This is a genomic window from Actinopolyspora mortivallis (assembly GCF_003001495.1).
GTDB classification, from domain to species: domain Bacteria; phylum Actinomycetota; class Actinomycetes; order Mycobacteriales; family Pseudonocardiaceae; genus Actinopolyspora; species Actinopolyspora mortivallis_A.
The window spans coordinates 37,973-56,745 of the sequence record NZ_PVSR01000005.1 but is presented as its reverse complement, the minus strand read 5'-3'; the positions used below and the strand labels follow the sequence as shown (position 1 = coordinate 56,745).

Genomic DNA, 18,773 nt, shown 5'->3' with positions numbered 1-18,773 from the left:
TACGGCAGGCCGAGCACCCTTGCCTCGGTAGGGGAGGAGTGTGACCGCCCCTCGACCCGCCCGGGTCAACCGGTCTTCGTGGGGCGGGGTTCGATGCGCTGTTGAGCCGCGAACGCCGCAGCGGGATAGCGCGGGTCCGGGCGAAGAGCGTGCTCCCGCTGACATGCCTCGGCGAGTTTGATCACGTGTTCGTCACCGTGTTCCAGGGCCTGGTTCAACAGCTGCGCTCCCGAAGGGAACTCCGTCGTGCGCGCTATCGCCAGGCTCTGCTGTTCGGCCGTTCCGTCCTTGGTGAAGGCCAGCAGCAGAGCGACGTGAACCCGCCACATCGCCGCCACCGAGGGAAGATGTTGTTCCTCCGGAAGATGGGGCAGCACCAGCCGGATCGCCGCCGGGGCGGTGACCCCGTGGATGAGCGGCACCGGAAATACCTCCGGGTGCGCCAAGTAGACTCCAGCGAACGTGGAGGTCATCTCGCTGAGCATCCGGTGGGCGCTGTCCGGGGCGAGCTCTCGCAACGACCCGAAGTAACCGGGGAATTCCTCGGTGTCTTCCTGGAGGCGCACCCGCTGCAGTCGCTGTCCGGCCTGTGGCGGGGTGATCGTTCCCTCGGCGTCGGGACGGGGCAGTCTCGCCACGGCGTCGGCCACCCGGCGCTGGCCGACGAGTCCGGTGTCCCCGGGCAGACCGGTGTAGCGGGCGGCCCAGTACGCCATCCCCCTGGCCAGTTCCACCAAAGCGAGCTCGCTCGGCGGTTCCGTGGCAGCCACTGCCCGTACCGCGTGCGCGGTGCGGATCAACCCGTGGGTGAGACCGGCCAGCAGGCCGGGAAGCAGCCGGGGCCACCAACGACCCACCACTCGCTGCCACGGTTCCTCGGCCAACTGGCGCCGGAAGAGCATCTCCCAATCGCCGGCCCGGTGGAACTGCCCGAGCGCCTCTCGCCACGAACTCTCGTCGGTGGGGTCGATGCCGAAACGGGGCTCGGGAGGATCATGGTGCGGCATCGCCCGCTTGTATCCCTCCACCCAGTTCCGCACCGCGTCGCCGAATCCGAGTACCGCCAGCGCCTCGGCGCCCATCGGCCCGTGATTGGCCAGATCACCGTTCTCACCGCGCTCGTATCCGAGCCCTTCCAGACGCTGCAAGGCCTCGCTGAGCGCGTCGTCGTACAGAAGTGTTCCCATTAAAATCCCTGTTTTCGCGGATGGGAGTTCTACGCGCAGTTCCTGTCCCGCTTGTCCGCTCTGTCCGCATCGGATCACCCCGCTCGGTGCGAGCCGCGCGCACCCGTACGGACAACGAACACACTGACCAGCTTCGCAGAGACATCTCCAGAAACAACCCTGATCACCACAAAAAGTAATCATGTTTCTGAAAAATTGTTCTTAACAAATTTAAATACCAAATGACCGGTTTAAGAAGATCTACTCGACCTGTCCTCCGACCGTCCGTAACCTTCCGAACCGAACAAGAGCTCTCGTCCACGGCAGCGCGCCGGGGACTGATCCGGCCTCACCGGCTCGGTGCGATGCCGACGATCGTCCGGCGAGGCCGGATCAGTCCACGATCAGTCGCCTTGGAGCGGCGAGGAGGCAAAAACGGTCTCCCAGACACGCCCGACCACGGACTCGTCCAACCAGGAGGGATCAGTACGGGAGAGCATCTCCACGCCCACCGTGGCCGAGACGAGCAGATAGGCCAGAACCTCCACGTCGACCCCTCGCGGAAGTCCGCCCTGCCACATGGCCGTGGACAGCAGCCGGTGCACCACTCGGGACCAGTCCCGATGGGGGTCCCCGACCGACGCGCCGTTGACCCTGCCATCGTTGATCAGGCGAATGGCCGCGCGGACCACCACGTCGTCCCGAACCACCCGCATCAGCTCGCGGCACAGGGTCGCCAGTCGTTCGAGGGCGGGGCCGCGCCTGCGGTAACACTCCCGCACGAGGGACCCCATGCGGCCCATCCCCTCGAGACACACCGCACCAGCCAACTCGTCCTTCGAGCCGAAATGGAAGTACAGTGCTCCCTTGGACACATCGGCAACCCTGGTAATCCAGGACAGGCTGGCCGCGCTGATCCCGTCTCGCTCGAAGACCTCGGCCGCGGCGCGCAGGATGAGCTCACGCGTCCGCTCAGCCCGCTTCTGTCGTGTCAACATCACTTCCTCCCCCGACTTGGGCAACACACTGAACATATTAAACCAACCAAGCGGTTTTATAATGATCAGTGTCCTTCCCAAAAGTGCCAGTCGGGGTACTCCGGAAAGAACGCCCCTCCGACGAGGACTCACCAAACGGGAACACGCCCCGTGAGGATCACCGACAGCGCACTCCCGTCTTTCCCCAACAGCTGCCCCACGGAACCACCCCAGCAGACGGACGACGCCGCGCACCGTGCACGGGATACATCCGAGCGGGTCAGCCTCCACACGAAACTTTCACCTGACCAGACCACTGGGTTCACGCGAGGACGGCTCCTCCTCATCCGCGGAGGAAGACGCCTCCCCCTGTCGAAAATCCCCTTCGAAACGCCGTCCGAACACGGGAACCGCTACGCCCAGAGCGACGAGCGCACAAATACCGCCGCCGATCAGCAACGGCGCCCGCGGCGAAAGATGTTCGGCCAACCAACCGGACAACATGCTCCCCAGAGGGCTCCCGCCCAACAACAGCAGCATGTACAAGGACATCACCCTTCCGCGCAGCTTCTCGTCCACCGAAAGCTGGATGTTGCCGTTGGCCAGCAGGGTGAAGGTCATCTGAGCAATTCCCACCAGGACCAGCACCGCACCACAGGCCGCTACCACCGGTGTCAGAGCCGTGACCATCTCGAAAACTCCGAAGGCCAACGCGCTGAGCACGAACAACCGGGGGCTTCTCTTCGGCTGACGTCGCGTGCGCCACGCGCTGATCATGGCACCGGTGAATGTTCCGACCGCCAGCATGGAGTGCAACAGCCCGAAACCGTCGGCCTCCAACCGGAAGACGTTGCGGGCCAGCACCGCCAGGGTCGTGTTGAAGGTGTTCCCGAAAGTCCCCACCACGAAGACGAGCACGAGCACCACGATCAGATCCGGGCGCCCCCGTACGTAGCGCAGCCCCTCGCGGAACTGGTTCCGCTCCCGGGGACGCCGATCAGCCCTGATCAGCTCATCGGGATTCATGGCTCCCAGGGTGAGTATCACGGCCACGAGACTGGCCGCGTTCAACAGGAACAGCCATCCCGTTCCCATCACTCCGATCAGATACCCCGCCGCCGCGGGTCCCGCCATACGGCAGGAGTTGAAAATCATCGCGTTCAACGCGACAGCGTTACCCACGTGATCACGCCCGACCATCTCCACGACGAACGACTGGCGGACGGGCATTTCAAGAGCGCTGCAACACCCCAGACCCAGACACAGGAGATAGACCTGCCAGAGCTGGACGAACCCGCTCAGTTCGAGCGATCCGAGCGCCAGCGCACAGGTACCGACTCCGTACTGCAACCAGATCAGCAGCCGGCGCTTGTCGAGACGGTCGGCCAGCACCCCCGCCCACAGCGTCAACAACGGCATCGGCAGGAACTGCAGACTCACCGCCAGGCCGAGCGCGACAGCGCTCCCTCCGGAAACCTCCAGCACCAGCCAGTCCTGGGCGATACGCTGGATCCACGTGCCGGACAGGGAAACCACTTGTCCCGCCGCGTACAGTCGGAAGTTGCGCACCCGGAGCGAGGGGAACGGCCCGGATCTCCGCTCACCCCCCGCAACCCCTCTTCCCGGAAACACGGCCCTCATCCCACCCGACCAACAGATTTCAGCAGAAACACACTCGCTCCCAAAAAACAAATCGGCCCCGAGCAGCCGTCGAGACCGATTCCTGCATCAGCTCTTTTTTCTTAGACATCATTCCGCGCCCTCGCTCCGCAGGACGAAAAGACATTTCCCGCCCGCCCGCGCACTAGAAGGGAAAATCACTAGTCATACCCACGAACGATGTGGAAATCGTCAGGATCTCCCGAATCGATGAAACAAAAGAGATCCGCGTCGGCGAAAACGGCGTAGGTCCTGTGCGGAAACAAGACCCCCTCCTCCTGCCCCTCCTGCGCGGGCATGAAAATATGATGTGGTTCCATCCCGGGTTCCTCCACTCCAGTACAGCACGTTCTCCTCGAACCGCCCCCGAAACTCCGGAAGGACCGCTCCCGCTCCGACCCCTCCAGCACTCGCGCGAATCACGCCGGTGAGGACATCAGTCCAGGATCGTGCAGATCCGCGCACCAGCTCCGACCGAACCCCCGATCTCGGCTTCCAGGTCCTTCACCGTTCCGGAGCGATGGGCGGTTATGGGCTGTTCCATCTTCATCGCCTCCATCACGAGCACGAGCTCTCCTTCCCGCACGTGCTGCCCTTCCTCGACGGCGATCTTCACCACCGTTCCCTGCATCGGCACCGTCAGCGCCTCGTCGGGAAGGGCCGTCCCGGGCTGTTGTCCGGACTTTCTGCGCGGCTTCTTCGCCGCAGGGGCCGAGACCCTCGTTCCCGGGACGGTTGGCAGCGAGACGTCGAGACGTCTTCCCCCCACCTCGACCACGAGGTTCTCGCGGGTCTCCTCCTCCGGCTCCGTGGAGTCCGAGGGCATTTCCGCCGGCGCTATGGTGTTGTCGAACTCGGTCTCGATCCAACGGGTGTGCACGTTGAAAACGGCCCCGTTCCCGCGATCACCGAATTCCGGGGCGAAAGCCTCGTTCCCCAACACGGCGCGGTGGAACGGCAGCACCGTGGGAATTCCCTCCACTCGGAACTCCTCCAGCGCCCTGGCGGCACGGCGCAGAGCCTGCTCGCGGTCCGAGCCGGTAACGATGAGTTTGGCCAGCAACGAGTCCCACTCGGGACCGATGACGCTGCCCGCTTCCACCCCCGCGTCCAGTCGCACGCCCGGACCCGCGGGAGGATCGAAGCGGGTTATGGCCCCGGGAGTGGGAAGGAAATTCCTTCCCGGGTCCTCACCGTTGATGCGGAACTCGAGGGAATGCCCCCGTGACTCGGGATCGGGGGGAACACCCAGCTCGCCCCCCTCGGCCACGCGGAACATCTCCGACACCAGATCGACACCGGTGATCTCCTCGGTGACCGGGTGCTCGACCTGCAGGCGAGTGTTCACCTCGAGGAAGGAGATGGTCCCGTCCTGCCCCACCAGGAACTCGCACGTGCCCGCTCCGACGTAGCCCGCCTCCTTCAGGATGGAACGGGAGGCGCGGGAAAGCTCCGCCACCTGCTGCTCGGTCAGAAAAGGAGCGGGCGCCTCCTCCACCAGCTTCTGGTGCCGTCTCTGCAGGGAGCAGTCCCGGGTGGACACGACGGAGACGTTCCCGTGCCTGTCGGCCAGGCACTGGGTCTCCACGTGACGAGGACGGTCGAGATAACGTTCCACGAAGCACTCCCCGCTGCCGAAGGCAGCGGCGGCTTCCCGCTCCGCGGACTCGTACAGTTCGGGGATCTCCTCCACGGTGCGAGCGACCTTCAACCCACGTCCACCGCCACCGTGCGCGGCCTTGATCGCTACCGGGAGACCGTGTCGACGAGCGAACTCGACCACCTCTTCCGACCCGGAAACCGGATTCTCCGTTCCGGGAACCAAGGGGGCTCCGGCTCGTCGGGCTATCTCCCTGGCCGAAACCTTGTCCCCCAACGCGCGAATCGCTTCCGGGGACGGGCCGATCCAGGTCAGGCCGGCATCGATCACGGCCCGCGCGAACTCCGGGTTCTCCGAGAGAAAACCATAGCCCGGGTGCACGGCATCGGCTCCGGACGACGTGGCCGCCTCGATCACCTTCCCGATATCCAGGTAACTCGTGGCGGGCGTCGAGCCGCCCAACGCGAACGCCTCGTCGGCCGTGCGAACGTGCGGAGCGTCCCTGTCCGGATCGGCGTAGACGGCGATGCCGGTCATTCCCGCATCCGTGCACCCCCGGAGCAGACGTACGGCTATCTCACCACGGTTTGCTACGAGCACCCTACGCATTTCGATCATCACATCCTCGGTGTAGGAACAAACGTCGGACTCCCCGTCCCGTGCGGGCTCAGCACAGCTCGACCGGACCGGTGCCCTCGTGCCAGGAGACCCGGCACACCCAGCTCCGGAAACGCCAACCGTGGAGGGTCCGAACCGCCTCCGCCTCGTAGGACCCGCCCACGCGGAACAGCGGTAGGCGACCGTTCTCCAGCCTTTCGGACCGGCGGTGCACGTGGGTGGCGATCATCTGGCAGCGCACCGTTGCGAAGTCGCCGTTCACGACGATCCTGTGGTCGGAGGAAACGTGGTGGGTGCGCGCGAACTCGGACTTGGCCCGGTAGTGGAACTCAGCGAGCCCGTCCAGTCCCTCGTAGGTTCCGACGGGGAGTTCCATCCGGACGTCCTCGGTGAAGATCAGGCTCGGCCACTCGGGGTCGAAGCCGTTCTCGTCCTGGGTGTCCAGCAGAACGACGTAGCGATTCACCAGCTCGGACACCTCGAGCCGGTCCGCGAGCTCCACCAGCCTGTTCTCCTGTTGGTCGATGTGGGAAATCACGAATCACCTCACGTGGTCCGGCGTCCTTGCACGGAGAACAACAGAGTGGTCACGTCCCGCGACCGCGGATCGTCCAACCCGGCGTTGAACTCTGCTATCTCCTCAGCCGTGAGGAGCCCGTTTTCCACCAGGGGATGTCCCTGCAGCTCCATTCGGCGCCGCATCAGTTCGTTCTCCCGATCACCCTGCCCGGGCCCCAGCGGACGTAGCCGTGTCTCCACATCGTCCAGTCCGGTCCGGGCCAGCATGGCGGGCAGTCGTCTTCCCAACCGCATGTCCATTCCGCTCTGCGCCGCGGCTCCTGTGTAGGCGTCGACGACTTTCCTGTTGAGAGCGCTCGGCCCGTCCTCGCTCGGAAGGAAGTAGAAGTCCTCGGCGACGACCCACCCTCCGGGTGACAGCCATTCCACCGCTTTTTCGAGCACTTTCTCCGGGTCGCCCAGGTGGGCGAGAACCGAGCGCAGCAAAATGAGATCGAAGGATTCCTCTTCGAAATCGGCCTCGGTGACGTCCAGCTGACGCACAGTCAGGTTGGAGAAGCCCCGACCGCTCAGGTGGCGTGTCTCGGTGTCCACGGCGAGCACCGAACCCTGTGGAACGCGTTCCGCCATCCAGTATGACATCGAGCCGAGCCCGGCCCCTACGTCCAGACAGCGCCAGTGCGGCCGTATGGGCAGTTCTTCGATGATCTGTCTGGTGGTAGGGTCATAGTTTCGCTGCCACAACTCACCCAGCACCACCTCTGGATCTTGTGCCGCTTTCTCGTTCGTCTCCGACATATCACTCACTCCTTTTCACGACCTCTGAAATGATTCGCGAACCCAGCGCCGGGCCACGAGGACGAACTCCCCGCGAAACGACACGAGGAACAGCGCGCAGCGCCCCGAAAACCGGTGCGTGTTCACCGTTTCACACCAAAAGGACCCTGTTCAGTCGTCCTGCGAAGGCTCCCCTTCACTACCCCTCGGAGGAAACACCACCGTCGAACCTCTCCAGAGCTATGGCACCGGTCGGACAACAGTCGGCTATCTCCTCCAGGAACTCTGCCCGCTCCTCCTCACTTCCAGAAGGAAGCAGCACTTCGGAGACCCCTTCATCATCGACCCGAAAAGTATTTGAGTCCATTACTTCGCACAGCCCAGAACCACTGCAAAGCGCTCGGTCCACCCGAACCTCGAACCACATGTCGAAATCTTTTCCCTCGCCCCGGAATCCTTTGCGAAACAGTTGTTTACCGATGCCCCTCGGAATTCCCCGAATCCACACCAGAACCCGAACGCCCGGTTCGGAAGAACTTCTCAGCGCACGTCCGCAGAAGAAGTAGCCACGGGCAGACTCACCAGACGACGCATCGCCCAGTTCTCGATATAGCGCACGTCCTCGCGCGGTACTGCCGTCTCCAGCTCGGGAAAGCGTCGGAACAAGGCGGGGACCGCGATCTCCCCCTCCATACGGGCCAAGGCGGCTCCGAGGCAGTTGTGCAGGCCGTGGCCGAAACCGAGGTGTCGGATCCTGTCCCTGGTGATGTCGAGCCGATCCGGATCGCGGAACTGCTCGGGATCCCGGTTGGCCGACAGGAGGACGGCGATCACCGGAGCTCCCTTGGGCAACTCGGTGCCGGCGATTTCCACGTCCTCGGTGGTGACCCGGAAGAGCGCCGTGGTCAGCGCTCCCTCATAGCGCAGCAGCTCCTCCACGGCGTTGCCCGCGAGCTCGGGGGAGTCGTGCAGCAGTCGGCGCTGTCGCGGATGGTCGAGCAGCGCCAGCGCGGCGTTACCGACGAAAGCACGAACGGTGTCGCTTCCGGCCATGATCATCGCTGCGACCATGGCGACGAGTTCCTCGTCGTCCAGCCTCTCCCCGTCCTCCTCGGCCGCGATCAGAGCCGAGGTCAGGTCGTCACCGGGTTCTTTCCGCTTCTCCGCGACGAGATCAGCCGCGTACTCGCAAATCCGCGCGAACCCCTCCGGAACCTGGTCCATGAGTTCGGGGTCCGAAGGAAAGGCCTGGGTGAGCGCCTCGACCAGCTCCCTGTGCCGGTCTATGCGGAATCCGAGTATCCGTCCGAGCACACCGGATGAGACCACACCGGCGTAGTCGTCCATGACGTCGAAAGATCCACGAGCCGCGCATTCGTCGAGAGCGCTTTCCACGAGTTCCGACACGGTTGTGCGCCACCGCTCGACCCGGCGCGGTGTGAAGGCTTTCATCGCCAGTTTCCGGAGTCGCGTGTGCGCGGGAGGATCGACCACCGTAATGGATTTCTCGAGGACACTCCCCGCTCCGCTCACCAGGCCGGCCTGCCGGAACTCGGAGTTCCCCCACGTCCCTCCCTCGGAGCTGAAGCGCTGATCAGCGAGAACGGATCTGACGTCCTCGTAGCGTGTGATCATCCATGTTCGAACCCCACCCACGGGAAAGGAAAACTCGTGCACGGGAGAGTCGCGCCGGAGCCGTTCGAAAACCGGATAAGGATTCTGGTAGTACTCCGAGGTGAAAAGGGATTCAGAAATTTCGGAAGTGGTCATGGCCGACCTTTCCTGGTCAGGGTTCCGCCTGGCGGAAACCAGCGGTATCCGTAGTCGCTCAGAGTGGTGGTGATTCCGTTCTCCGGCACGAATCCCCCGGAGCACGGGAGTCACGGTGAAGAGCCGGAGACCGGGCGCACGCACCCTCGCACGGAACATCACGACCGGATCGGCCATGCTTTCCGCCACGTTGGTGCACCCATGACTCGGCCTCCGGCACGGACTGCTCTACCTACCTCGAAGCGAACGCTCCGCTACAGGAACGTTCCACTCGTCACTCAGGCGTTGACGAAGATGATCGTGTTTCCCTCCGGGTCGAGCACGGAAAAACGTTGCCCGCCCTTGTGCGGAGCCAACTCCGTGGGCTCGCAGTCACCGAGATCCCTGTGCGCGCTGGGGATGTCCACGTCGGTGAAAGCGATGCTGATGGGACGTTCGGCGCCGTGTGACTCAAGAACCAGCTCCCCACCGTTTCCGGTGTCGAAGACGGTGTGATTATCCCCCTCGTCCATCACTTCAAGCCCGAGACGGTCCCGGTAGAACTCGGTCATTTTACGCACATCAGCGCAGTCGATGACGGTGACCGAGAGATTTCCGAAAATTTCTTTCTTGCTTTCCACCACGGTAGTACCCTTCCCTGATATCACGACCGCCCGAAGGGCGGAGTCCTGATGCTCATCCACGAATCACGCCGACACTTCCCCGACCATCTCGCGCTCCAGCAGGCACTCCTCGAAGAAGGAGAGCACGCGCAGGTGGTAGGAACGGGCCGCACAACCGAGACTGATGTTGTGCCCGGCGTGGGGCTGCCTGTCCACGGTGACGTGGGCCGAACTCAACATTTCCGGCAAGTCACGGACGGCCCGCTCCTCGTGCAGCCACCAGCGCTCGTGCTCGGCGAAGGTGAACCGCACCGAGGTGCGGATAGCTGGGGCGAGACGGGGAAACCTCTCCTGCCAGGCGAGTGCCTCCTCCACCTCCCGGGACGGTACGGGAGCGACGACGGCCTCGCTGAGGCGGAACGCTCCCGGTGGGTAGAGTCTGAGTTTTCCCCAGTTCATCCACCAGTTCTCGTTCCCTCCGATAGTGGCGAGTTCCTCAGGAGAAACCGCGTAGCGGTGTCCGCACCCCGAGACAGCCACCCCGAACAGTCGCCCCTCCCACGCGCACTCCGCGGCGGCGGTCAGGGCCAGTTTCCCTCCGAAGGAATGCCCCAGGAGAAATATTCTCTCTTCCTGGGCGGAATAGCGTTCGGCGAAGTCCCCCAGAGCGGTACGCAACGCCACCGCCTGGTCTGGCAGGTGCTGCCCCTCGGGAAGCTGCTCGGCCGAGTCACCGTAACCGGGGCGGTCCAGAGCCAGCACCGCCCATCCCAGCTCCGCCGCCAGCTCCAGCAGTGACTGCCCACTGCGGCTGCGGCAGTCGAAGTACCCCGCCCGCATCCCACTGCCGTGCAGGGCGACGATCAGTGAGTGCCACCGCCTCCCCTCGGGGGTGGCCAGCATCCCGGAGAGGGGGAATCCTCCTCCGTCCAGAACCACTCGGGTTATCATTACCGCTCACCGTCGATTCCACTCGTCGTTCCGGCTTTTCGGGTTCTCAGGCGGATACCGTCCCCCTCCTCCGGCTCACGGAGCCCAGCACGAAGTAGAGGACACAAACCGCCAGAGCGATGACGGAGATCACCCCGAACATCGGCTGGATACCTATCCGTCCCACGATCGGCTGCGTCACCAGCGGGGCGAGGAACTGGCCGAAGAATAGGAAGGTGGTGATCAGACCGGCGTACCGTCCCCGCACGGACTCGTCCGCCTCGCTCATCACCCAGTTGTTGATGTTGGGAATGAGGATTCCGAGTCCGGTTCCGAGGACCAGCAGTCCCGCGATCAGCACACCGATGCTGTCGGCGAAGGCGAGCACGGCGAACCCGATCCCGTTGCCCAGGAAGGAGAAGGCGGTCAGGGTCCACTCCCCGCCCATTCTCCGGAAGAAGTCGTAACGCATCCCCACCACTCCCGTGGTGAAGGTCTGGACCGCGATCAGTGTTCCCGAGAGCGTGGAGCTCGCCCCGAAGTCGGACTCGGCGAGGAAGGGAACCTGCACGGGGATCGAGTAGAAGATGATCTGCCCCAGCAGCATCCCCACCAGCGCGGCCACCACGGCGGCCGGGAGCCTGCCTCTCCTGCCCGGGCTCTTCCCGGATCCATCGGATTCACTCGGACCGTCGGCCGGGAGGAACAACGCGGTCGGGATCGCCAGCAGCAGGCCGAACAGGTAGATCAGAAAGACCACGCGCCACTCCAGCTCGGCGAGCGCACCGCCGCCCACCAGCAGAATCACTCCGCCGAAGGAACTGGCCGCGGCCTGCCTGCCCATCAGTTTCCGCCGCCTGTCCCCCTCGTACAGATTGGCGATCATGGTGATTCCGCCGGTCATGACGAGAGCAACGCCGACACCGAGCACGATGCGACCCGCCAGAATGCTGATCAGGCCCGGGAGGTAGGCCCCGGAGCTGCCTCCCACCCCGAAGGCGGTCATCCCGAGCAGCAGGCTCCTCTTCCCTCCGAGCCGTTCGACCATCCTGCCCGCCACGGGGGAGAACACCACGATGGCCAGCGCGTGCATCGTGGTGATCATCCGGGCCAGCAGGTCCACGTTCGGCGTACCCGCGAAGGCCTCGCGGATGCCCGGTATGGCCGGTGCGACGGTCGCACCGGCCATGATCGTCAGCATCCCCGTGAGCACGAGGGTGACGGCCGTCCCTGCCCCGTCACGTCGACCGCGGAGCGGCTCGTGTGCCGTCGCGGACGCCGATAAACTCATGAATCCCGCTCCCTCACTCTGTCGCGACTACTACGAGTCCGGTTCGTGATCCCCCGAAGCGTCCACTCCGATCTCCTCGAAGGGAGCGCACATCACGAACTCGGGCTCGGAAGTCTCAAGGCGTGCTATGTCCTCCTGACACGCCGAGTTGCGTTCGTCCGCCATGTAGGCGTGGTAGGCGTTCTCGTCGACCCAACGCGGATAGTTGACGTAAACGGACCAGTCAGGGCTGATGAACGGTGTGGCCGCGACGAAACCGGGAAAGCTACGTTTCCAGTCCCCGCTCCTGTGCAACAGATCGGCCATCGCCAGGGCGTTGTTCCTGCCACCGACCCTTCGCTTGGCCACGACCGCCAGGCCCGGCTCCCGTTCCGAGTCCGGTCCCTCGATACCGGCGACGGGTGCTCCCCCGAAGCTGTCCGCGTCGAGCACTTCGTCCCTCTCTGGAAGGGAGCGCAGCACCTCCCCTTCGGGACCATCCACGAGGACTCTCTGGTGGGCCCGCTGATCGCGCCAGTCGGCGCGCGTCACCACGGCCGGTTCTCCCACACCGAGGTGGACCAGAGCGCCCTCGAAGCCCGGTGTTCCGCGAATCCTCGTTCTGAGCTCCCGCGCCACAACGGTGGCCAGCTCGCGCGCGGTCCGCTGATCATGTGTTTGCAACGAGCAGAAGGTGACGAACCCTGAAGCGTTCCTTTTCCCCGACATTTTCTGCTCCCGGCCCCGGATCAGCGGAACTTGTGCGCGTTGTCGAAGGCCCACTCGCGAAAGTCACGTGGCGGCTTTCCGAGCACTCTCTCGACGGTGCCGGTGACCTTCTCCGGTTCGTCCACCAGCATGGCGAAGTACTCCAAGGCGCCGTCCGCGTAGGCTTCGGGCCACCCCCCGGCGACCATGGCCTCACGGACGGTCTCGTGGGGGACGTCCACCCAGGTCAGCTCACGGCCGAGCGCCTCGGAGATGATCTGCATCTGCTCGATCTGGCTGAGCGCTTCGGGGCCGGTTACCACGTACCGCTGCCCCGCGTGTCCCTTCTCGGTCAGCGCTCGCGCCGCGACCTCGGCCAGGTCCTCCTCGTGGATGGGGGAGCGGGCCGCGGCACCGTAGGGAAAACTCAGCGTGTCACCAGAGCGAATCTGGTCCGCCCATGCCGTCACGGCGTTACAGCAGAACCCCGTGGTCTGCAGGAAGGTCCACTCCATACCCTCCTTTTCGATCAGTTCCTCCAAGTAGGCATGGCAATTGTTGTCCACCGGTTCGAGCCCGATGTGAACGCCTATGGAGGAAACAAAAACAATTCTTTCCGTGTGATTCTTTATCTTCTTCACCACGTCGGGAGCTGTTTCGACTCCCAGAGTGAAGAAGGGCCACATCAGGAAAACACTGGTAACTCCTTCCAGGGACGCGTCCAGACTGTCCGGATCGGCCAGGTCACCGTAGAAGACCTCGGCCCCCTCTGGGATCCTTCCCAGGTTCGGGTCGTTCTCCAGGACAAGAACCCTGGTATCAACCCCCTTGTCCAGCAGGCGGGAAACGGTGTGGGGTCCGATGTTCCCTGTAGCACCGAAAACAAGTACCGTGTCCTTCTCATTCACAAGAATTACCGCCAATCGATCACGAATCGAGGATCAATGCTTTCGAAGAAGGTACGGAGAACAAGGAGGTTCGTGGCCGACGGGCCGCAGAACACGCGCGGTGTCCCACGGCCCGGAAACCTGCCCCGCACCGGAAACGTCGTGTGCCCCTTCAAGGGGGATCGCAGGACCGGGAGGGCTGGTCAGAGCAGCCACGCAGCCCGGTAGGAGTCACGCGACGTAAGGGGTGTTCTTCCTGCCGTTGCGCAGCGTCCGCCCCCACCAGACGAGCTGGTCCAGCAGTGCCTTGGCCGCGGCCTCGCTGCCCTCCGGGGCCACAGTGGGGTCGGTGCTGTCGAACTTCCCCCAAGGATTGTGGAAGCTCAGCATGTCACGGACGGTAATGGCGTGCACCTCGGCGAAGACCTGGCGCAGGTGCTCGGCGGCCCGGATCCCACCGGCCATCCCCCCGTAGGAGACCAACCCGACCGGCTTGGCCTTCCACTCGTTGAGATACCAGTTGATGCTGTTCGACAGCCCGGGAGGAATGGTGTGGTTGTACTCGGCCGTGACCACCACGAAAGCATCCGACTGGGCCAGCCGCTCCTTGAGGCCGCGGTGTGCCTCCTGGGTCTTCGCGTCCAGTTCGTCGGGCGAGGGCATGTTCAGCGGCAGGGGGTAGTCGGCCAGGTCGACAACGTCGACCTCCACCTCGCCGTGGTGTCGCGCCTGCAGTGCGAACCACTCAGCCACGGTCGGTCCGATCCGCCCGTCACGGACGCTGCCGATCACCACGGCAAGCTTGACGGGATCCTCTGGCATCTGCTTCTCCTTAGAAGAGGATATTTGTGAAAAGTACACGGAGAATTTCTACAGACTCCTCGCTCAGTATCGTCTTCCCACAAGACGCACAACAAGGATCTTGACGAAAACATGTACTTCGCTTTCAGCTGGTCCGGCGTTTCCAGCTCCGCGAGCCGAGGGAATTCCCCCACGGGGAGTCAACGGCCCACGGTGCCGTCCGTCGCCGCGCTGCGTGCGTGTCCTGCCGCTCCCCGGAGTCCAGCCCTCGGGTCAGCACGGCGACCAAGGCGGCCAGTTCCTGATCGTCCGGGTTCCCCCGCTCCACCCGGATAACTCCGTTCGAGGGATTGTCGGTCATCGTCCCCTCCGGGTATCACTGCGGTTGGTTGCCATGCTTGCGGCTCGGCAGCTCAGCATCCTTGGCTCGCAGCATCTCCAGGGAGCGGATGATCGCCATCCGGGTCTCGCCGGGATCGATGACGTCGTCGACGAGCCCCCGCTCCGCCGCGTAGTAGGGGTGCATCAGCTCCGCACGGTACTCCTTGATCCGCTGCTGCCGGACCTCCTCGGGATCGTCAGCTGCGGCGATCTCCTTGCGGAAGATGACATTGGCCGCTCCCTCGGCCCCCATGACCGCGATCTCGTTGGTGGGCCAGGCGAGAGTGACGTCAGCACCTATCGAGTGGGAGTCCATCACGATGTAGGCGCCGCCGTACGCCTTGCGCAACACCACGGACACCCGTGGAACGGTGGCGTTGCAGTAGGAGTACAGCAGTTTCGCCCCGTGCCGGATGATCCCGCCGTGCTCCTGGTCGACACCTGGCAGGAATCCGGGAACGTCCACGAGAGTGACCAGCGGGATGTTGAACGCGTCGCAGAACTGGACGAAACGAGCCGCCTTTTCGCTGGCATTGATATCGAGCACACCGGCAAGAGACTGTGGCTGATTCGCGATCACCCCGACCGTCTCGCCGTCCATCCGGGCGAAGGCACACACCACGTTGGTCGCCCAACCCGCGCTCACCTCGAAAAAATCGTTCTCGTCGGCGATCTCGCCCACCACACCGCGCACGTCGTAGGGACGGTTGCCGTCCACCGGAACCAGTTCGCGGAGAGAATCGGTGCGCCTTTCGGAGTCGTCCTCGGCGTCCTCGCGCGGGGGCAGTTCCCGGTTGTTCGGCGGGAGCATCGACAACAGGTAACGGACGTCCTCCAGGCAGGACTCCTCGTCGTCGTAGGCGAACTGGGCCACTCCCGAGGTGGTCGAGTGCACGTCGGCTCCCCCCAGGCCGTTGTGACTGATCTCCTCGCCGGTGACCGACTGCACCACGTCCGGTCCGGTGATGAACATCTGGGCCGTGCTCCGGACCATGAACACGAAGTCGGTCAAGGCCGGGGAATAAGCCGCTCCCCCGGCGCAGGGGCCGAGCATCACGCTGATCTGTGGGATGATCCCGGAGGCGCGGGTATTGCGCCGGAATATGCCACCGTAGCCGGACAGCGCAGTGACACCCTCCTGGATACGGGCTCCCGCTCCGTCGTTGAGCGACACCAGTGGTGCGCCGGCGGCGATCGCCCGGTCCATCAGCTTGTGGATCTTGTCCGCGTGGGCCTCCCCCAGAGCACCGCCGAACACCCGGAAGTCGTGCGCGTAGACGAACACGGTCCTTCCGTAGACCGTTCCCCATCCGGTGATCACACCATCGGTGTAGGGGCGGTTGTTCTCCAAACCAAAACCCGTCGCCCGATGACGACGGAACTGCTCCAGCTCCCGGAAGGAGCCCTCGTCAAGCAGAAGCTCTATCCGTTCGCGGGCCGTGTACTTCCCTTTGTCGTGCTGTCGCTGGGTCGCCTTCGGATCAGCGGGCTGAAGGACGAGTTCCCTGTTCGCCTCGAACTCGTCGAGACACTCCTGCATCTGCATCTTGACCTCCTTGAACACTGCTGCCGGCCGTGGGGGCGGTGGTTTCCGGGCCGCCCGAGGGCGCTTCCCCACGCCAGCCGCTCACCGGGAATGACTGTCCAACGGTTCGGTAACCCCTCCCGCGAACAAGAAGTCCGCGGGAAGCCATCCGATCCGCTCCGGACGTACGGCGTCCGCACTCAACGCAGCGGCGGCGACGTGGTTCACGTGGCTGGAACCGCAGGGCACGTTGTCCACCATCCATCCGGGGGGGCCGCCGTACCCGGACCCCTCGGTGGCCCCGAGATAGTCCGCGGACAGTTCACGGGCAAGTCCCGTTCCGATCCCTTTGAGATAGGCCTCCTTGCGCGTCCACAACCGGGCGAACGCGAACCGTCGTTCGAGCGCTCCGAGTCGTTCGATCTCTTCCTGCTCTTTCTTGTGGAGAGCCGGTGTGCACAGCTCCACCGTCTCCTGGGAGGGAATCTTCTCCACGTCGACACCGATCGGTGCCGAGGAAACCCCGAAAAGTGCCAGACCGCTGCTGTGCGACAGGGAGTAGTGCAGCGGCGGGGGGTCTCCCGCCACCGCCGGGCGGCCGTGCGCGCCGCCGCAACTCGGACAGGGCTGCCGCGTCAGCGGCACCTCACGTGGTGGGATTTCGAGGTAGGCGGCGAGCAGCCTGCGCAACGCTATGTGCGCGGTCAGGTAGAGCAGTCTGTCGTGTGCCCGACGGAAGGAGTCGGCCCGACCGAGTTCCACTTCGGAGAGCTCGGACACCGCCAGTGGGTCTCCGGGGGGTTCCGTCCACGGCTGGCGCAGCAACCACAGGTCCGACCAGGGATCACTCCGCACATTCATCGCGAACCGTCCCAGCTGTCCCGGACGACGCCGTCATGGGAGCGTCCTCGACGCACAACGCGAGTCGAGCGGACAGTTCCGAGACGCTTTCGGCCCGCAGGATCCGCACCAGATCCATCTCGACCAGCAGATCCAACTCGAACCTGCGCTTCAGCCGCAGGGCCGTGATGGAACCGACCCCCAGCGTGTGCAACGGCTGTGTGGGATCCACGTCCTCCTCCGGAGGAATTTCCAGAGTAATTCTCATCTCTTTGCACACGAACTCGACGATGCGCCGGATCCGCTCGTCGATGTCCGCCGCACGCAGCGTTTCCAGATCCGGAACTGTTCTTCTTTCCTCGAACGTCGACGCGGGTGTCACGAGTACTCCTTTCGTGCGGAAACGCGCCGATCCGCCGTGACTCCGGAGAGCGCGACGAGCACACCCACCAGGGAAACCGCTGTGATCAGCGACAACGTGTAGGCCCCGCCGTGGGGAAGGAGAAGGAGGCCGCCGGTTCCCGTCAGCATCACCACGGCCCCGGTCTGTACGGCGCACTGGTAGAGCGGAACGGCGAGCGTTCGGTCCCGCTCGGGCAGCTCCGAGGTGGCCCGCATGTTGAGCGCTCCGAACGAGAGCACGAAGCCGAGCCCCACGAGGAGCAGTGTCGGCAGCACCCCGATGCCGTAGGAGTCAGTGGGAAACGGCAGGAACTGGTAGAGGTAGCCGCACAAGGGGGCCAGCGCTCCCCACAACACCAGTCGAGCACCGCCGAACCGGGTCACCATGCGCCCCGAGAAGGGCGCGGCCACCGCCAACGGCAGGCAGGCGGGCAGGAAGGCCAGGGCCGTCTGCCAGGAACTCCACCCGTGTTCGTCCTGCAGCGAGAACGTGAGCAGCAACAACAATCCCAGGTAGGTTCCGTTCAACGTCGCGCCCCCGAGAGCCGAGCGACGCAACGCGGGATTCCGGAGTGGCCCGAACCCGATACGAGAGGCCGCCCCACCCGCCCCCTCGGGGATGAGTCGCATCGCGAACACCGCGAGCACCAGCGCCAGCATCCCGGGCAGCGCGAGGACCCAGTGCCAGTCCACGCCGGTGAGAACCCCGGAAACCAGCACACCGACGGTGAACCCGGCAGCGCCGAACAACGAGTAGACCGAGATCGCTTTCCGCCGCGGTTCTCCCTCCGGGAAGACGGTCCCGATGATGCCCAGGCCGGTCGGTGCGGTCAGCGCCGCGCAGGCTCCCTTGACCAACCTCGTGACCGTGATCAGCACGGCGCTGTCGGTCAGACCACCGACCAACGAGGCGACAGCGAAGAGCAGCAGAGCGATCAGGTAGGGCCTTCGTCGTCCCCAACGCCCGGTGATCGACGGTCCGAGCAGGAGCAGGAGGGCGAAGCCCAGCGCGAAACCGCTCATCACCCACTGCACCTGCCACGGGGAAAGCGCCAGATCAGCGGCCATCTCGGGCAGGGCCACGAGGACCACGGAGACTTCGAGCGCGTCGATGAGCATGTTTCCGGCGAGCACGAACAGCAGGACCAGTCGACCGAACGGACGGGAGGAGGGGGCGGACGAGGTGGCGGACAGTGTCGCCGTCATGTTTTTCCACCGTTTCCGAACCGGGTGTGGAGCCCGGTTCTCGACACCTCGGGAAGGTGGACCGGTAGGACGGTCCGGCCCACCCCGCGAGGCGGCCGACCGCTCGGTGTGCGGCCGGCCGCCTCGGAGACGGAC

The 18,773-nt window shown here is 64.6% G+C and carries 19 protein-coding genes; all 19 read right to left on the bottom strand.

From position 1 onward, the window contains the following. Positions 1–65: 65 nt before the first annotated feature. Positions 66–1,187, bottom strand: coding sequence for a questin oxidase family protein (locus CEP50_RS06220; protein WP_106112981.1), 1,122 nt, complete (start codon positions 1,185–1,187; stop codon positions 66–68). Positions 1,188–1,570: 383 nt separating this feature from the next. Further along, on the bottom strand, positions 1,571–2,164 hold the full coding sequence (locus tag CEP50_RS06215) for a ScbR family autoregulator-binding transcription factor (RefSeq protein WP_106112980.1): 594 nt from the start codon (positions 2,162–2,164) through the stop codon (positions 1,571–1,573). 279 nt (positions 2,165–2,443) lie between these two features. After that, on the bottom strand, positions 2,444–3,784 hold the full coding sequence (locus CEP50_RS06210) for an MFS transporter (protein WP_106112979.1): 1,341 nt from the start codon (positions 3,782–3,784) through the stop codon (positions 2,444–2,446). 454 nt (positions 3,785–4,238) lie between these two features. Then, a complete protein-coding gene (locus tag CEP50_RS06205) occupies positions 4,239–6,011 on the bottom strand; it encodes an acetyl/propionyl/methylcrotonyl-CoA carboxylase subunit alpha (RefSeq protein ID WP_106113039.1) in 1,773 nt (590 codons plus the stop codon). A 58-nt stretch (positions 6,012–6,069) separates the two neighbouring features. Then, positions 6,070–6,558, bottom strand: a complete 489-nt coding sequence (locus CEP50_RS06200; protein ID WP_106112978.1) for a nuclear transport factor 2 family protein — start codon at positions 6,556–6,558, stop codon at positions 6,070–6,072. An 8-nt stretch (positions 6,559–6,566) separates the two neighbouring features. Further along, positions 6,567–7,337 carry a class I SAM-dependent methyltransferase gene (locus CEP50_RS06195; protein WP_106112977.1) on the bottom strand — a complete coding sequence of 257 codons (771 nt, stop codon included), beginning with the start codon at positions 7,335–7,337 and terminating at the stop codon, positions 6,567–6,569. A gap of 178 nt (positions 7,338–7,515) precedes the next feature. Further along, entirely contained in the window at positions 7,516–7,743 is a 228-nt protein-coding gene (locus CEP50_RS20855) for a ferredoxin (protein WP_106112976.1), read from the bottom strand. Between the two features lie 113 nt (positions 7,744–7,856). After that, a complete protein-coding gene (locus tag CEP50_RS06185) occupies positions 7,857–9,086 on the bottom strand; it encodes a cytochrome P450 family protein (protein ID WP_258174904.1) in 1,230 nt (409 codons plus the stop codon). A gap of 278 nt (positions 9,087–9,364) precedes the next feature. Further along, a complete protein-coding gene (locus CEP50_RS06180; RefSeq protein ID WP_146134747.1) occupies positions 9,365–9,709 on the bottom strand; it encodes a VOC family protein in 345 nt (114 codons plus the stop codon). Between the two features lie 63 nt (positions 9,710–9,772). Next, positions 9,773–10,639 carry an alpha/beta hydrolase family protein gene (locus CEP50_RS06175; protein ID WP_106112974.1) on the bottom strand — a complete coding sequence of 289 codons (867 nt, stop codon included), beginning with the start codon at positions 10,637–10,639 and terminating at the stop codon, positions 9,773–9,775. A gap of 46 nt (positions 10,640–10,685) precedes the next feature. Further along, on the bottom strand, positions 10,686–11,909 hold the full coding sequence (locus CEP50_RS06170) for an MFS transporter (protein ID WP_106112973.1): 1,224 nt from the start codon (positions 11,907–11,909) through the stop codon (positions 10,686–10,688). 30 nt (positions 11,910–11,939) lie between these two features. Further along, positions 11,940–12,572: a hypothetical protein gene (locus tag CEP50_RS06165; RefSeq protein WP_146134746.1), complete on the bottom strand. Its 633-nt coding sequence runs from the start codon at positions 12,570–12,572 to the stop codon at positions 11,940–11,942. 65 nt (positions 12,573–12,637) lie between these two features. After that, the gene (locus CEP50_RS06160; RefSeq protein WP_106112971.1) at positions 12,638–13,504 is read right to left on the bottom strand and encodes an NmrA family NAD(P)-binding protein; all 867 of its coding nucleotides are present in this window, start codon (positions 13,502–13,504) and stop codon (positions 12,638–12,640) included. 210 nt (positions 13,505–13,714) lie between these two features. Then, positions 13,715–14,305: an NADPH-dependent FMN reductase gene (locus tag CEP50_RS06155; protein WP_106112970.1), complete on the bottom strand. Its 591-nt coding sequence runs from the start codon at positions 14,303–14,305 to the stop codon at positions 13,715–13,717. Between the two features lie 124 nt (positions 14,306–14,429). Beyond that, positions 14,430–14,645, bottom strand: a complete 216-nt coding sequence (locus CEP50_RS06150; RefSeq protein ID WP_106112969.1) for an acyl-CoA carboxylase subunit epsilon — start codon at positions 14,643–14,645, stop codon at positions 14,430–14,432. Between the two features lie 15 nt (positions 14,646–14,660). Beyond that, complete coding sequence (locus tag CEP50_RS06145) at positions 14,661–16,205, bottom strand: acyl-CoA carboxylase subunit beta (protein ID WP_374957087.1); 1,545 nt, start codon at positions 16,203–16,205, stop codon at positions 14,661–14,663. A gap of 87 nt (positions 16,206–16,292) precedes the next feature. After that, the gene (locus CEP50_RS06140) at positions 16,293–17,051 is read right to left on the bottom strand and encodes a 4'-phosphopantetheinyl transferase family protein (RefSeq protein ID WP_258174902.1); all 759 of its coding nucleotides are present in this window, start codon (positions 17,049–17,051) and stop codon (positions 16,293–16,295) included. Then, on the bottom strand, positions 17,035–17,412 hold the full coding sequence (locus CEP50_RS06135; RefSeq protein ID WP_106112967.1) for an acyl carrier protein: 378 nt from the start codon (positions 17,410–17,412) through the stop codon (positions 17,035–17,037). Before CEP50_RS06135 ends, CEP50_RS06140 begins: the two co-directional genes overlap by 17 nt. Beyond that, positions 17,409–18,638 (bottom strand): MFS transporter, encoded by a 1,230-nt coding sequence (locus tag CEP50_RS06130; protein ID WP_106112966.1) that lies wholly within the window; start codon positions 18,636–18,638, stop codon positions 17,409–17,411. Before CEP50_RS06130 ends, CEP50_RS06135 begins: the two co-directional genes overlap by 4 nt. Between the last annotated feature and the right edge of the window lie 135 nt (positions 18,639–18,773).